Origin of the sequence: Candidatus Manganitrophus noduliformans, from assembly GCF_012184425.1 — a bacterium.
Taxonomy (GTDB): Bacteria; Nitrospirota; Nitrospiria; order SBBL01; family Manganitrophaceae; genus Manganitrophus; species Manganitrophus noduliformans.
The window spans coordinates 113554-127032 of record NZ_VTOW01000001.1 but is presented as its reverse complement, the minus strand read 5'-3'; the positions used below and the strand labels follow the sequence as shown (position 1 = coordinate 127032).

Annotated in this window: 16 protein-coding genes; 12 read left to right on the top strand and 4 right to left on the bottom strand. The window is 60.0% G+C overall.

Features of this window, described 5'->3' with window-relative positions; translation table 11 throughout:
* Nucleotides 1-175: 175 nt before the first annotated feature.
* The 9 genes from MNODULE_RS00550 to MNODULE_RS00510 all read left to right on the top strand — a co-directional run bounded on the left by MNODULE_RS00550 (nt 176) and on the right by MNODULE_RS00510 (nt 9750).
* On the top strand, nt 176-973 hold the full coding sequence (locus MNODULE_RS00550; RefSeq protein WP_168057558.1) for an SDR family NAD(P)-dependent oxidoreductase: 798 nt from the start codon (nt 176-178) through the stop codon (nt 971-973).
* Between the two features lie 161 nt (nt 974-1134).
* Complete coding sequence (locus MNODULE_RS00545; RefSeq protein ID WP_168057557.1) at nt 1135-1461, top strand: (2Fe-2S) ferredoxin domain-containing protein; 327 nt, start codon at nt 1135-1137, stop codon at nt 1459-1461.
* Between the two features lie 16 nt (nt 1462-1477).
* Nucleotides 1478-2563, top strand: a complete 1086-nt coding sequence (locus tag MNODULE_RS00540; RefSeq protein ID WP_168057556.1) for a YihY/virulence factor BrkB family protein — start codon at nt 1478-1480, stop codon at nt 2561-2563.
* Between the two features lie 128 nt (nt 2564-2691).
* Nucleotides 2692-4416, top strand: a complete 1725-nt coding sequence (locus tag MNODULE_RS00535) for an ABC transporter ATP-binding protein (protein ID WP_168057555.1) — start codon at nt 2692-2694, stop codon at nt 4414-4416.
* 114 nt (nt 4417-4530) lie between these two features.
* On the top strand, nt 4531-5646 hold the full coding sequence (locus MNODULE_RS00530) for a mechanosensitive ion channel family protein (RefSeq protein ID WP_320412326.1): 1116 nt from the start codon (nt 4531-4533) through the stop codon (nt 5644-5646).
* Nucleotides 5647-5660: 14 nt separating this feature from the next.
* Nucleotides 5661-6962: an ABC transporter substrate-binding protein gene (locus tag MNODULE_RS00525; RefSeq protein WP_168057554.1), complete on the top strand. Its 1302-nt coding sequence runs from the start codon at nt 5661-5663 to the stop codon at nt 6960-6962.
* Nucleotides 6959-7840 (top strand): carbohydrate ABC transporter permease, encoded by an 882-nt coding sequence (locus MNODULE_RS00520; RefSeq protein WP_168057553.1) that lies wholly within the window; start codon nt 6959-6961, stop codon nt 7838-7840. The genes MNODULE_RS00525 and MNODULE_RS00520 overlap by 4 nt, the downstream gene beginning before the upstream one ends.
* Nucleotides 7837-8664: a carbohydrate ABC transporter permease gene (locus MNODULE_RS00515; RefSeq protein ID WP_168057552.1), complete on the top strand. Its 828-nt coding sequence runs from the start codon at nt 7837-7839 to the stop codon at nt 8662-8664. The genes MNODULE_RS00520 and MNODULE_RS00515 overlap by 4 nt, the downstream gene beginning before the upstream one ends.
* Nucleotides 8665-8673: 9 nt before the next feature.
* Entirely contained in the window at nt 8674-9750 is a 1077-nt protein-coding gene (locus MNODULE_RS00510; RefSeq protein ID WP_168057551.1) for an ABC transporter ATP-binding protein, read from the top strand.
* Between the two features lie 100 nt (nt 9751-9850).
* Here the strand turns inward: MNODULE_RS00510 and MNODULE_RS00505 are convergent, their stop codons facing one another.
* Together MNODULE_RS00505 and MNODULE_RS00500 are read right to left on the bottom strand one after the other, a co-directional pair.
* Complete coding sequence (locus MNODULE_RS00505; protein WP_168057550.1) at nt 9851-10159, bottom strand: hypothetical protein; 309 nt, start codon at nt 10157-10159, stop codon at nt 9851-9853.
* A gap of 116 nt (nt 10160-10275) precedes the next feature.
* Nucleotides 10276-10548 carry a hypothetical protein gene (locus MNODULE_RS00500; RefSeq protein ID WP_168057549.1) on the bottom strand — a complete coding sequence of 91 codons (273 nt, stop codon included), beginning with the start codon at nt 10546-10548 and terminating at the stop codon, nt 10276-10278.
* A 93-nt stretch (nt 10549-10641) separates the two neighbouring features.
* Between MNODULE_RS00500 and MNODULE_RS00495 the strand changes: the two genes are divergently transcribed.
* Nucleotides 10642-11082, top strand: a complete 441-nt coding sequence (locus MNODULE_RS00495; protein ID WP_168057548.1) for a DUF1841 family protein — start codon at nt 10642-10644, stop codon at nt 11080-11082.
* Here the strand turns inward: MNODULE_RS00495 and MNODULE_RS00490 are convergent.
* On the bottom strand, nt 11079-11438 hold the full coding sequence (locus MNODULE_RS00490; RefSeq protein WP_168057547.1) for a tetratricopeptide repeat protein: 360 nt from the start codon (nt 11436-11438) through the stop codon (nt 11079-11081). The genes MNODULE_RS00495 and MNODULE_RS00490 overlap by 4 nt on opposite strands.
* A gap of 24 nt (nt 11439-11462) precedes the next feature.
* The gene (locus tag MNODULE_RS00485) at nt 11463-12140 is read right to left on the bottom strand and encodes a DUF3386 family protein (protein ID WP_168057546.1); all 678 of its coding nucleotides are present in this window, start codon (nt 12138-12140) and stop codon (nt 11463-11465) included.
* Nucleotides 12141-12347: 207 nt separating this feature from the next.
* On the opposite strand from MNODULE_RS00485, the gene MNODULE_RS00480 reads away from it, so the two are divergent.
* Together MNODULE_RS00480 and MNODULE_RS00475 are read left to right on the top strand one after the other, a co-directional pair.
* Nucleotides 12348-13109 carry an Ig-like domain-containing domain gene (locus MNODULE_RS00480; protein ID WP_168057545.1) on the top strand — a complete coding sequence of 254 codons (762 nt, stop codon included), beginning with the start codon at nt 12348-12350 and terminating at the stop codon, nt 13107-13109.
* 43 nt (nt 13110-13152) lie between these two features.
* Nucleotides 13153-13479 (top strand): hypothetical protein, encoded by a 327-nt coding sequence (locus MNODULE_RS00475; protein ID WP_168057544.1) that lies wholly within the window; start codon nt 13153-13155, stop codon nt 13477-13479.

Sequence of the window (13479 nt, the reverse complement as noted above, 5' to 3'; positions counted from 1 at the left end):
CCATGAAAATGAACTCAAACAACTTCTATAATTTTATTCTATTGTTTTGGAGGGAAACAAGTCAAAAGGTGATCGAATCGGGTTTGGCATAGGGACGAGCGGCGCTTCGCCGCCAAACCCAGGCTGGACAGGGGGAATGAAACTGTCTTACAATTGGAAACAATTGGAGGAAAGGATGGATCTCGGACTGAAAGGGAAGATCGCGGTGGTCACCGGCGGGAGCAAGGGGATCGGAAAAGCGATCGCCCTGGCTCTGGCGGATGAGGGGGCCGAGATTGCGCTTTGTGCGCGGGGAAAAGAGGAACTCTCTCAAACGGCGGCCGAGGTCGAGAAGAGAGGGGTCGGCGTACTTGCCGTCCCCGTTGACCTCACGAAACCGGACGGGCCCCGCCAATTGATCAAAAAAACCATCAAGCGCTTCGGCCGGATCGACCTCCTCATCAACAACCTCGGCGGGCCGCTCCATTTTAAGAGCTTTCTCGACCTGACCGATTCGGAGTGGGAGGCGACGTTTCATCTCGATCTGATGGCGGCGGTGCGGAGCTGCCGCGAAGCGATCCCCGCAATGCAGCGGCAGGGAGGAGGCCGGATCATCAATATCGCCTCGACCTCCGGGACCGAGATGGAGGAGAAATTTCCCGACTACCGGGTGGCCAAGGCGGCCTTGATCGCGCTGGGGAAGTATCTCTCCATGGAATTTGCCAGGGATAAGATCGTCGTCAACACCGTCTCTCCCGGGGCGGTCTGGACCCCCTCCTGGGAGGTGGAAGCCTCTCTCCTGGCGGAGCGGATGGGAAAACCGGCGAAAGAGGTCGAGAAGATGCTCAAGCGGGAGACCGGCGCCGCCATCCCGCTGGGGATGGGAAGCCCGGAAGAGGTGGCCCGGCTGGTCGTCTTTCTCGCCTCGCCGAACGTCACCTGGATGACCGGGTCGACCGTTCGGATCGACGGCGGCGCGGCGAAGATGCCGTAAGGCGACAAGGAAGGAGACGTTCGGCGTGAGGTTCATAAAGATTCAAAGAATTTGTCTTTACCCCTAACGCCTTGCGCCTCACCTGTTTTTCTTGAAGAGAACCGTCTCCCTGTGATAAAACTAAAGATCTTTCTCGAAAAACCGATCACAAAGGAGACGTTATGCCGAAGCCGAAATATCATGTTATCGTTTGCACAACCACCCGCCCTCCGGGAAATCCCCGCGGATCGTGCGGCGAGAAGGGGAGCAAAGAACTCGTACCGGCCTTTTTCGCCGAAATGGAAAAGCGGGAGCTCTTCGGACAAATTTTAGTCACCGAGTCGAGCTGCCTCGGCCCTTGCCCGATCGGCGCGACCGTCGTCGTCTACCCCGACGGCACCTGGTATAAAGGGGTCAAGCCGGCCGATGTCGCCGAGATTATGGAAGAGCATATCTCGAACGGCCGCCCGGTGAAGCGCCTGGCGATCCCGGAGGAGATGTGGGGGTAGCTTTTAGGATTTCATTTTGGAAGTAAAAGGAAACAATCAGAACCGGCTCACCTGGCGGGAACGTTTCCGCCGGTGGGCGCTGGGAACGCTGACCCCGCGGCAGCTTGCGGCCGACGTTTGGAAACAGATCAACGAAGACGATATCTTTTCCGTTGCCGCCGAACTCGCCTACTTTTCTCTCTTTGCCCTTTTTCCCCTCCTTCTCTTTCTTGTGACGTTGATCGGTTACCTGCCGGTCGAAAACCTTTATCAGGAGCTTCTCGGCTATCTCCAGCAGGTCCTCCCGGCAGAGGCGATGGCGCTGGTTCAAAAAACCCTCAATCAGATCGTTCGAGAACAGCGCGGCGGGCTCCTTTCGATCGGACTGGCCGTCACCCTTTGGGCCGCCTCGCGGGGAATGGCCGCTATAATCAATGCGCTCAACAAAGCGTACGGAGTGAAAGAGGAGCGTCCCTGGTGGAAGGTTCAGGCGACGGCCCTGGGATTGACCGTCTCCCTTTCTGTTTTCATCATTTTCTCGGCGGTCCTGATGATCTTCGGCGGCGCGATCGGAGAGTGGCTCGCGAATTGGACCGGACTCGGCGCCTCTTTTCTGATCGGATGGAACCTCCTTCGGCTTTTTCTCGCCACGCTCATCATGATCACGGTGGTCGCGGCCATTTACTACTTCGGGCCCGATGTCGAGCAGGAGTGGCGGTGGGTGACCCCCGGATCGGTCCTCGCCGTGCTCGGCTGGATCGCCGTCTCGCTCGCCTTCTCTTATTATGTCAGCCATTTCGGCAACTACAATAAAACCTACGGGGCGATCGGCGCCGTGATCATTCTGCTGACCTGGATGTATCTGAGCGCGCTGATGATTCTCTTGGGAGCGGAGATCAACTCCGAAATCGAACGCTCGCTCCCGGAAGGGAAGAGTAACGGCGAGAAACGGCTGGCCCACAAACATCCGGGAGATCTTCTTCTCCAGGCCCGCGCCAAAGCGCCTGTCTCAGGTAGAATTAGGAAATTGCTCTTCTCCCCTTGGTCGCTCGGCGGCCTCGCCGCCCTTTCGGCCACGACTTTTTATTTCCTCCGGCGACGTCGCCGATCTTCAGAAGCATGATATAAAGTACAATGAGGAATGAGGAATTGTTCGATTAGGAATCAAAAAGAATCTTTCACCCATTGCTCTTCTCTCAGACCTTCATTCCTAATTCTCAGATTCCTCATTGATTTTAAGAAAGGATAGATTTGAAATTTATACTTCGCGTTTTGGCTTTTATCAAGCCGTACAAGGGACTCGCGGCGCTGACCCTGGGCGCTGCAATCTTGACCACTCTCATGGATCTGATTCCCCCCTGGCTGATCAAGGTGGTCATCGACGAAGGGGTCGGCTCCGGAAACACGCGGTTGATCCTCTTCCTAACGTTGGGGATGATCGGCGTCTTTTCCGTCAAAGCCCTTTCGAACACCGCCCGGATTCGCCTGAACAACGTCTTCGAGCAGAAGGTGATCTACGATATTCGGAACACGGTCTACCGGGCGACGCAGCGGCTTTCGATCTCCTATTTTGAAAACCGCTCCACCGGCGAGATCATGTCGCGGATCAACAACGACGTCGAGAACATGGAGCGGATCTTCATCGACGGAATCGAGCATCTGCTGATCGCCGCCTTGACGCTGATCGGGATCACCGTCGTTCTCTTCTCCATCCAGTGGCAGCTCGCCCTGGTGGCGATGATCCCGCTGCCGATTCTGGCTTTCTCCGCCGTCCTCTTTACCCGGCGGATTCACCATTGTTATAAAAATGTCCGGCAGCGGCTCGGCGACCTCAATGCCCTCCTCCAAGATTCGATCTCCGGCATCCGCGAGACGATGATCTTCAACCGGCAATCGCATGAAGCAAAACGGTTTGCCGAGAAGAGCGCCGCCTGCCGCGACGGAAGTCTGGAGGTCGCCCGCCTCTGGTCGTACTACTCGCCGGGGATGGCTTTTCTCGCCTCGATGGGGACGGTGCTGATTTTAGGGTTCGGCTCTTACAAAGTGTCGACCGGAGCGATGACGGTCGGGGAGCTGGTCGCCTTCTTCGCCTACGCCGCCCTCTTCTACGCGCCGATCAACCAGATCCACTCGATCAACCACATGCTGCAGCACGCCATCGCGGCGGGGGAGCGGGTCTTTGAAATCATCGACACGAAGCCGGAGGTCGCCGAGCCGGAGACCCCGATCGTCCTCCCGGCCCGGTTGCAGGGATTCGTCCGGTTCAACAATGTCTCGTTCCAATACGTCTCGGACCTCCCGGTTTTGAGGCAGATCGACTTCGCGGCCTCGCCGGGTGAAACGGTCGCCCTGGTCGGCGCCACCGGAAGCGGGAAGACGACGATCGTCTCGCTTTTGATGCGCTTCTACGATGTCCAGGGGGGAAGCGTGACGATCGACGGCTTCGACGTCCGGGCAATGTCGCTGGCGACGCTGCGCGATCAGATCGGCTTGGTCCGCCAGGAGCCGTTTCTCTTCAACGGCACCGTCCGGGAGAACATCGCCTACGGCGACTTGACCGCGTCGGAAGAGCAGGTCATCGCCGCCGCCACCGCCGCCTGCGCCGACGACTTCATCCGTCAGCTTCCCGAGGGCTACAACACCTGGATCGGGGAGCGGGGGGTGAAGCTCTCGATCGGCCAGAAGCAGCGCCTGGCCTTCGCGCGCGCCTTCTTGAAGAATCCCCCGATCATCATCTTCGACGAGGGGACCTCCGCCGTCGATGCCGAGACCGAGGGGAGCATTCAAGAGGCGATGAAAAATCTCTTCGCCAACCGGACGACGTTGATCGTCGCTCATCGGCTCTCCTCGCTTCGGACCGCCGACCGAATCTTGGTGATCGACCAGGGGCGGATCGTGGAAAGCGGAACACACGAGGCGTTGATCCGCGACAACGGCGCCTATGCCACGTTGTTCGAGGCGCAGCTGCAGCTGTAACGGTATCCCGGCTGCGCTTGACACTCCCTCCAGAATCCCTTTATATAGACCTGTTTTGCCTCTGCATCGATCATCCAAGGGGCTTAAGGCGGCCCTTGACCCGGGAGGAAGCCTGTGACGAATGAACTCTTTCGAACGATCATGATCCCCTTCGGCATCTTCGCCGGCGCGACCGCGGTCGCCCTGGCCGTGCGGAGCGTCCTCCTGCGCCTTCTCCGCCGATGGTCCGAGAAAACCGAATCGGAGATCGACGACCTGTTCGTGGCCGCCCTTCGCATTCCTTCGATCGGCTGGGGGGTGGCCATCGGACTCTACGTCGCCCTCGGCACCTCCCCGCTCCCGGCCCCTTACGTCGCCTATTCCCTCAAGGTGATTCATGTCCTCGTCATCCTCTCGGTCACGCTGGTGTTGGCCAACATTTCCTCGCAACTGGTCGCCTATTCGATCAGGAAGGCGGCGATTTCGATTCCTCTGACCGGCCTCTCTCAGACGATCATCAAGGGGACGGTCCTCGTGATCGGTTTTCTCATCCTGCTTGGGACCCTCGGCATCTCGATCACCCCCCTGATCACCGCCCTGGGGGTCGGCGGTCTCGCCGTGGCGCTCGCCCTTCAAGACACCCTCTCGAACCTCTTCGCCGGAATTCATATCCTCGTGGAGCAGCCGATCCGGGTCGGCGACTTCATTCGTCTGGAGTCGGGCCAGGAGGGATATGTCACCGACATCGGCTGGCGGACCACCCGCATCCGGATGCTCCCGAACAATATGGTGATCATCCCGAACAACAAGCTCTCCCAGAGCATTCTGACCAATTATTATCTTCCCGAAAAGCGAATGGCGCTCTTGATCCCGATCGGCGTCAGCTATGAGACCGACCCCGATCATCTTGAGCGGGTCCTCATCGAGGAGGCGACCGAGGGAGCCAGGGAGATCCCCGGACTGCTTGCCGATCCTCCCCCCATGGTCCGGTTCATCCCCGGTTTCGGCGACTTCTCCCTGAACTTTACCCTGGTCTGCCAGGTGCAAGAGTTCACCGATCAGTACCCCGCGCAGCACGAGTTGCGAAAGCGGATCTTGAGACGGTTTCGAAAAGAGGGGATCGAGATCCCTTTTCCCAGCCGGACGGTCTATACGCGGACGGTCGACGGCAAAGCGCCGGCAGGGGATGGGCAGGGGAATGGGACAGAGAAAAAAGAGGCAGGGGAAGAGGGCCGGAGCGGCAACGGGTGAGGTCGGAGGGACGATTGCGCAGAGGATACCGATTCATCATCGGCTGGCTGATGATGGGGGGAGCGATCGGACTCCTCTGGGGCTGTCCCGCCGCCGAGCGGGTCCAGCAGGAGAAAGGGCCGGTCACCCTCGTCTTCAAGCACGGCCAGATCGAGGGAAACCCCGCCGCCTTCCAGGCGCTCTTGCGGAAATTCGAGGCGACGCATCCGGGAATTCTCGTCCGGGATGAGATCCTTCCCTCTTCCTCCGATCAGCAGCATCAATTTTACGTCATCGGCTTGGAAGGGCGATCGAGCGATTTCGATCTGATGTCGCTCGACGTGATCTGGACTCAGGAGTTCGCCCGGGCCGGCTGGGTCCGCGACCTCTCCCACCTCCTTCCCCCCGAAGAGCGCGAGGCCTTTTTCCCCGGACCGGTCGACGCGGCCCTGTTTGAAGAGCGGGCCTATGCGATCCCCTGGTTTCTGGACGCCGGTCTTCTCTACTACCGGAAAGATCTTCTGGAAAAATATCGGCTCGACCCGCCGCAAACCTGGGAGGCGCTGGCCGCCGCGGCGCGGACGGTCCTCCAGCAAGAGAACGATCCTCAGTTGAGGGGTTATGTCTGGCAGGGGAAGCAATATGAGGGGCTGATCTGCAACGTCCTGGAGGTGATCTGGTCGGCGGGGGGGGAGGTCCTCGATGAAAAGGGAGAGGTGATCCTCGCCGGGGCGGAATCAGCCCAAGCGCTCACCTTCTTGCGCGATCTGATCGGGGAGAACGGGGTCTCCCCGCCGATGGTGACGACCGCCGACGAGGAGACGACGCGGCGTCTCTTCGGGGAGGGGCGGGCGGTTTTCATGCGCAACTGGCCGTACGCCTGGAACCTGTTTCAAAGAGAGGGCTCGGCGGTGCGGGGGAAGGTCGGGGTCTCGCCGCTGCCGCACTTCCCGGGCCACGCTTCGGCGGCGACCCTCGGGGGGTGGCAGCTGGCGGTCAACCGCTTCTCGCGCCACCCGAAGGAGGCCGAGGCGCTGATCCGCTTCTTGACCTCTCCGGAAGTACAGCGGACGATGGCGATCGAGATCGGCTACAAGCCGACCCGCACGGCGCTCTATCACGATCCCGATCTCATCGCCGCCCAGCCGTTCATCGCCGGGCTTCGCGCCGTTTTTTCCCTCGCCCGATCGCGTCCCGCCTCTCCTTACTATCCGATGCTCTCTCAGATCATGCAGCCCGAATTCTCCGCAGCGCTGGTCGGGATCAAGACGCCGGAGCGGGCGCTGCGCGACGCGGCGCTTCAGATGGACCACCTCCTCGGGAGGGATGCGGGATGAGGTCGGCAACGACGCGGCTCGGCTTCCTGCTCGTCTCCCCGGCGGTGATCCTCCTCGCCGCGGTCGCGCTGGTTCCGATCGGGGCGGCCTTCTTTCTCAGCCTGCAACGAAGGTTTCCGATCTTCCAGATCGTCGAATTCGTCGGCCTGGAAAATTACCGCTTCTTGTTGATCGACCCCCGCTTCTGGAACAGCCTCGGCAACACCCTCTACTTCACCCTCGTCGCGGTGGCTTTGGAGCTGGCGCTGGGGCTGGCGGTGGCGCTTCTCCTCGACCGGGCCTTTCCGGGGCGGGGATGGATGCGGGCGATCGTTCTTCTTCCGTGGGCGATCCCGACGGTCGTCTCCAGCCGGATGTGGGAGTGGCTCTACAACGTCGAGTTCGGTCTTTTCAATTTTATATTGACCGGAACGGGTCTGGCGGGGGGGCCGGTCAACTGGCTCGGCGATCCGTTCTGGGCGATCCATGCGGCGATCTTAATCGACGTTTGGAAGAGCGCTCCCTTCGCGGCGATCCTTCTCACGGCCGGGCTGCAGACGATTCCACGGGAGCTCTATCTCGCGGCGCGTGTCGACGGGGCGGGGGGATGGGGGATCTTCCGTCACATCATCCTTCCGTCGCTTACGCCGATGATCCTGGTGGTCCTCCTTTTCCGGACCCTCGACGCCTTCCGGGTCTTCGACGCGATCTACGTCCTCACCGGCGGCGGCCCGGCGAACACCACCGAGACCCTTTCTATCTATACCTACAAGGTGTTGTTTCAGACCCTTCAGTTCGGCTACGGCAGCGCGTTGTCGGTGGCGATGTTCCTCTGCGTCGTTGCGATCAGCCTGGTTTATCTCGCCTTTCTCGGCCGGGAGAGGAGGTTCTCCTCATGACGAAGCGATCTTTGAAGCAGGCCGGATTTTTTCTCCTTCTCTTCGCGACGGCGCTCTTCTTTCTCGGGCCGGTCGTCTGGCAGGCGATCACCTCGATCACCCCCGATTCGGAGCTGGTCACCCTGCCGCCGATCCTTCCGCAACATCCGACCCTGGAACATTACCGCTCGATCTTCACCGGCCATCCCTTCTTCCGGATCATTCTCAACAGCCTGGCGGTCGCCGGGATGACGACCTTTTTCTCCCTCGCCTTCGGCGCCCTTGCCGCCTTCGCGTTGGCGCGGCTTCACTTCAAAGGGAAAAGGCTTCTGCTCGGCGTCGCCCTCGGCGTTTCGATGTTCCCGCCGGTGGCGATCGTCAGCCCCCTTTATCTGATCGTCCGGGCGCTCGGATTAAGAGACACCTGGTGGGCGCTGGTGATCACCCACACCGCCTTCTCGCTTCCCCTCTCCCTCTGGATCCTCACCCGTTTCTTCGAGGAGATCCCGGCGGAGCTTTACCGGGCGGCGCAGATCGACGGCTGCGCGCCGTTGCAAGCGTTCACGAAGGTCCTCTTGCCGCTCGCCGCCCCCGGTCTCTCCGCCGTGGCGATCCTCGTCTTTCTCTTCTCCTGGGGGGAGTTTCTCTTTGCGCTGACCTTCACGACGACCGAGGCGTCGCGGACGATCCCGGTCGGGATCGCGCTCTTCCCGGGATTGCACGAGATTCCCTATGGAGACATGGCCGCCGCGTCGATCGTCGTGACCCTGCCGGTGATCCTCCTCGTCCTCTTTTTTCAGCGGCGGATTGTCGAAGGGCTGACCGCCGGCGCGGTGAAAGGATAGGGGGCTCGAATGGCGGAAGTGCGGCTGACGGGGATCACGAAACAATTCGGCGAGAAGGGGGTGCTCCGCGGGATCGATCTGACGATCGCGGAGGGGACGTTCTTCACGCTGGTCGGGCCGAGCGGCTGCGGGAAATCGACCCTTTTGAATTTGATTGCCGGTTTGGAAAGTCCGACCTCGGGCGAGATCCTGTATGACGGCGCGCCGGTGAACGATCTGGCGCCGAAGGAGCGGGATGTCGCGGTGGTCTTCCAGAGCTACGCCCTCTATCCCCACATGACCGTCTATGAAAACATCGCCTTTCCCCTTCGAATGAAAAAGGAGCCGTCGGTCGAGATCGACCGCCGCGTCCGCGAGGTGGCCGAGCTGCTCGGACTTGCGCCGCTCCTGCCGCAGCGGCCGGGGTCGCTCTCCGGCGGCCAGCGCCAGCGGGTGGCGTTAGGAAGAGCGATCGTCCGGAAGCCGCGCCTTTTTCTCTTCGACGAGCCGCTCTCCAACCTCGACGCGCGTCTGCGGATCGAGATGCGGAGCGAGTTGAAACAGCTGCATCGGCGATTGAAGACGACGATGATCTACGTGACCCACGATCAGGCCGAGGCGATGACCCTCTCCGACCGGATGGCGGTGCTGCACCAGGGGACGCTCCAGCAGGAGGGGACGCCGAAGGAGATCTACGCCCGCCCGGCCAACCTCTTTGTCGCGGAGTTCATCGGCAGCCCCCCGATGAATCTGCTGCGAGGGAGGTGGGTGGGGGAGGGGATCGAGATGGCCGAAGGGGTTGTCTTTCGGCTCACGGGAGAGAGGGCGGAGCGGCTCCGGGATGTGCCATCGGGAGAGGTGGTTCTCGGCATCCGGCCGGAAGATATCCGTCTTTCCCGTCCGGCCGAGGGGGAGATGACGGCCGAGATCGTCCTGATCGAGTCGATCGGCGCCGAGGTCTGGGTGGAGTTAAACTGGGGAGGCCGGACGGTCCGCGCGACCGCCCCGGCCGATTTCGATGGAGCGCCGGGGGAGCGGGTCGGACTCACGATCGAGTCGAACAAGATCCATCTTTTCGATCCCGAGACGGGAAGGCGGATCGATTAAAGCAGAATCAAAACTTGCCTTTTATCCGAAACAAAGAAAATGACGAATCCCCGCTTTGGCAAGGCGATGCTCTAACGCTGAGCTATTCCCGCATGACAACCTATGGCCGCAAAATCCTCCCGAGAAAATCTTGCACCGGCCCTTCGCTATTAAGCCCGTATGCCGCAGCCGGCTTTTCGTTCTTGTCGTAGACGACCAGCATCGGCTCTTCGTCCTTTCCCATCATCAATTTCGCGCGAAGCTTCCCCTTTTTGTCGACCAGCTCGAAGGCTTCCGCTCGAACCGCTTTGGCCTGTGAAGGCTGGGCGAACGCCGGTTCGGTCTCGGTCCATCGGGCCAACCTTCCGCCGAACCAGAGCCCCGCGATGAACACGATCAGCCAAAGAAGAATCGAACTTCTCCCTTTCATTGTTTCTCCTTTCTTTTCGATGAAACTCAATGAAGCATCAGGTTTACAAAAAAGTTTTTGATTTCTCAAATGAGAAGGGGCAAAGGGTCGGAGCGGGGGCGGACGATCGGTGCAATCTACTCCTTCAAAATCTCCCGGACTTCCCTCGCATTTTTCAAAAGCCGGTCGATCTTCATTCGGGTCGCCTCGCTCGGGGCGGTCTTGCGGGCTTCGACCAGCTCGGCCTCTTCGGCTTCGGCGAGGGTGAGGAAGTAATTCTTTTCAAGCCGATTCAAGCGTTGCTGAACCACCTTGTCGAAAATATCGTGCCCCAAGGCATAGTCAATCAAGGTCAGGTTGGCGTGCCGGAAGACGAATCGCTCGAACGCTTCTTTCTGTTGCGGGGTCATCGCTTCCTCTTCAATCGTACGGTTTGAGATCGACCTTGATCATCCCGATCGGACTCTGTTAAGATGCCTTTTTATCTTTTGAAGGAGTCAGGCATGGATTATCTCTTTTCAAAGCAGGCCCTTTCGATCTACTTCAACGTTTGGGAGCGGATGAAGCGGGAGGAGGATCTCTCCGGCGATTCCGAGCTGATCGCCGACGCCATGAGAGCGCATCCCGAATTTGATTCTTTGTGGCCGCAGGGGGAAGCGGCCTTCCACCCGCAGGAGATCGACGGCTACGTCGTCAATCCGCTCATTCACACCGGCCTGCACGTCGCCGTGGAAAAGCAGCTCTTTCAGCAAGATCCCGAAGAGGTCGAAGTGGTCTTTAAGGCGCTGCTCGAGAAGGGAGTGCCGCGCCACGAGGCGATCCACCGGATCGCTGGCCTCTGGGGGAATCTCTATTTCCTCTCGGTCCGCCGGGGCGGCCCGCTGGAGGAGACGGTCTATATCGAAGAGCTCAAGCTGCTGATGGAGCAGACGGAGAACTCCTAGGCGGCGCCGGACGAAGGGCCCGCCGGGGAATCGGGTAAGGCCCGTTTTCCCTTCACCCGATTCAGCCGCGCCTTCATTTTTTCGGTCGGGATCATATCACCCCGGACGGTTCCGATCTCGATCCCCTTCAGGTAGACCGCTTCGGCCTCCTCCAGATTTCCCATCTTCTCCAGACAGCGCCCCAAGATCTCATAGGCCGCGGTGTAATCGGGCTTGATCTCGATGGCCCGCGCCATCGCCGACGCCCCCTCCGCAAAGAGGCCCTCGTCATAACAGGCCTGTCCCAATCCGAAGTGGGTGATCTCACTCTTCGGGTCGAGTTCGACCAGCTTTCTCATCCGCTCCAGACGGGTCACGGCAGGGCTCCTTGCCTCTCCGCATTACATCAATTGATGATTCTTAAACTCCAGGATCCGGACGATCGCCGTTCCTTTGTCGTTCGAAATAATCCGGCGATACCCGGGGAGATAGAGCCCTTTCACCTCGGCCGGGCGGTCGGTGAAGGCCTCGGCCTGCATCAACTGCCCGTCGGGGGAGAAGTAGAAGACGGTATAGCGGGTGGTCAGGTGCTTGCCGTCGGAGGTGGTCATCGCCTCCTCGACGTTGATCGTGAAGCTCATCTTCCCCATGCTCCGGGAGATCTGCTGGATCCGGTCGTCTTTGATCCGGTAGCGGGAGTTCATTCCGTCGCCGTTGATGATGATCTGGCGGCCGAGGGGATGGTGGTCTTCCGGGGCGAGGGTCAAGGCGTATTTGCCGTCGGCCTCCTCGAAAGGACGGGAGGCGCGATGAACCGCCATCATCCCGATCTGGTTTTGGGCCCATTTCAAAAGCGGCTCGTCGGCGCCGTCGACGGTGACCTCCGCCTCTTTGGGCGATTTGATCTTGACCTTTCCCTTGTATTCCTTGCCGTTATCATTGAGAAGCAGATCGGCGGTGAAACCGGGGAACTCCTTCCCCCAGCGCGAGGTTTTCTCGTAGGCCCGCCGAAGTAATTCCTTGGCGGCGGGATCATCCTGGACGGTTGTTTCTGTTTGCGAACGTTGATAGAGCTCCATGGCAAACCCTCCCTCTCGTTTAAGTTAACCGGATTATAGCCAATTCGTTTCCAAGAAGACAAGGGGCGGGAGGGAAACCTCGCAAAAAAGGTTCACTTTTGTGTGGGACGTTTCCTCTTTTTTCAGGGAGGATCCCGGGGAATCACCCTATCCGCCTCGAAAAGCCGGTCCGGCCTTTGCACCGCGTTCGGGAAAACAGGACAGCCGATGGTCAACCGACCCTTTCTCTTTGTTTCAACATTTTTACACGCGCTTCTCTTCTCGGCGATGGCCCTCCCTTTCCCGGCCGCGGCGGCGATCGGTCCGCTTGGCGAGTCGCCCGGGATCGTCCGGACCGTTCCTGGGGAAAATCAGAGCGAGGTCGCGCCGACCACCCCGATTATCGTGGAGTTCACAAAGCAGATCGACCCGCGGACGCTGACCGAGGAGACCTTCCAGGTGGAAGGGGCCGAGGGGGTGATCTACTATGACCCCGAGACGAAGTCGGCCATCTGGACCCCGATCGCGCCGCTGGCGCCGTCGAAGCAGTATCAGGTCGATGTCACCAACGAGATCGCGGATCTGGAGGGGCGGCATCTTCCCTTCTCTTACCACTGGACCTTCAGCACCCGATCGACGGAAGGAGCGCCTCTCGATATTCGGCAGACCACGCCGCCGGAGAATGCCTCCCACGTTTCGGTGGAGACCCCCATTTCGGTGACTTTTAACAAACCGATCGAGCCGGCCAGCCTCCGGCCCGATTCGATCGTTGTGTTCGATGAGGAGAAGGTGAAAGGGGTCATCGCGTATGAGCCGGTCACTCAGACGGTGACCTTCCTGCCGTTATTGCCGCTCGGTTATCGAGAGCGGTACACCGTCATTCTGAAAGAGGGCATCGAAGATCGGGACGGCAATCCACTTCTAACGGCCGAGAGCTGGTCGTTTACGACGGAAGGGCCGCCGACACCGCTCAGCCAAATTCATCCCTAGCGGGATAAACCCAAAGCTTTTTTGATCAGACAGGAGATGAGACATGGAAAAGTTCGTTCGGATGAAAGGGGGAGGCCTCTTCCTGGCGGGGCTTCTCTTGATGTCGGTTTTATCGACCGGCTGCGCCGGGAAGCAGAGGGGGGACGATTTCCATCCGGTAGAGGCGGCACGGCGCGCGGACGTATCGGCCGACGCCGCTTCGTATGGGCATCCCTTCCGGTTGGTTGCCTTTGTTCTTCATCCGGTCGGGGTGCTGCTCGACTATGTGATCGTTCGGCCGATCTACTACGTCGCCTCGGTTGCGCCAAGCCTCTTCGGCTATACCGCCGAAGATGAAGCGGCGTTCGAAAAGCAGCGCGAGAGATATTAG

Bases quoted from the DNA above. Each gene is read 5' to 3' on its own strand.
- MNODULE_RS00550 (WP_168057558.1), top strand. From the start codon at position 176: ATGGATCTCGGACTGAAAGGGAAGATCGCGGTGGTCACCGGCGGGAGC.
- MNODULE_RS00545 (WP_168057557.1), top strand. From the start codon at position 1,135: ATGCCGAAGCCGAAATATCATGTTATCGTTTGCACAACCACCCGCCCT.
- MNODULE_RS00520 (WP_168057553.1), top strand. From the start codon at position 6,959: ATGAGGTCGGCAACGACGCGGCTCGGCTTCCTGCTCGTCTCCCCGGCG.
- MNODULE_RS00515 (WP_168057552.1), top strand. From the start codon at position 7,837: ATGACGAAGCGATCTTTGAAGCAGGCCGGATTTTTTCTCCTTCTCTTC.
- MNODULE_RS00510 (WP_168057551.1), top strand. From the start codon at position 8,674: ATGGCGGAAGTGCGGCTGACGGGGATCACGAAACAATTCGGCGAGAAG.
- MNODULE_RS00505 (WP_168057550.1), bottom strand. From the start codon at position 10,159: ATGAAAGGGAGAAGTTCGATTCTTCTTTGGCTGATCGTGTTCATCGCG.
- MNODULE_RS00500 (WP_168057549.1), bottom strand. From the start codon at position 10,548: ATGACCCCGCAACAGAAAGAAGCGTTCGAGCGATTCGTCTTCCGGCAC.
- MNODULE_RS00495 (WP_168057548.1), top strand. From the start codon at position 10,642: ATGGATTATCTCTTTTCAAAGCAGGCCCTTTCGATCTACTTCAACGTT.
- MNODULE_RS00485 (WP_168057546.1), bottom strand. From the start codon at position 12,140: ATGGAGCTCTATCAACGTTCGCAAACAGAAACAACCGTCCAGGATGAT.
- MNODULE_RS00480 (WP_168057545.1), top strand. From the start codon at position 12,348: ATGGTCAACCGACCCTTTCTCTTTGTTTCAACATTTTTACACGCGCTT.
- MNODULE_RS00475 (WP_168057544.1), top strand. From the start codon at position 13,153: ATGGAAAAGTTCGTTCGGATGAAAGGGGGAGGCCTCTTCCTGGCGGGG.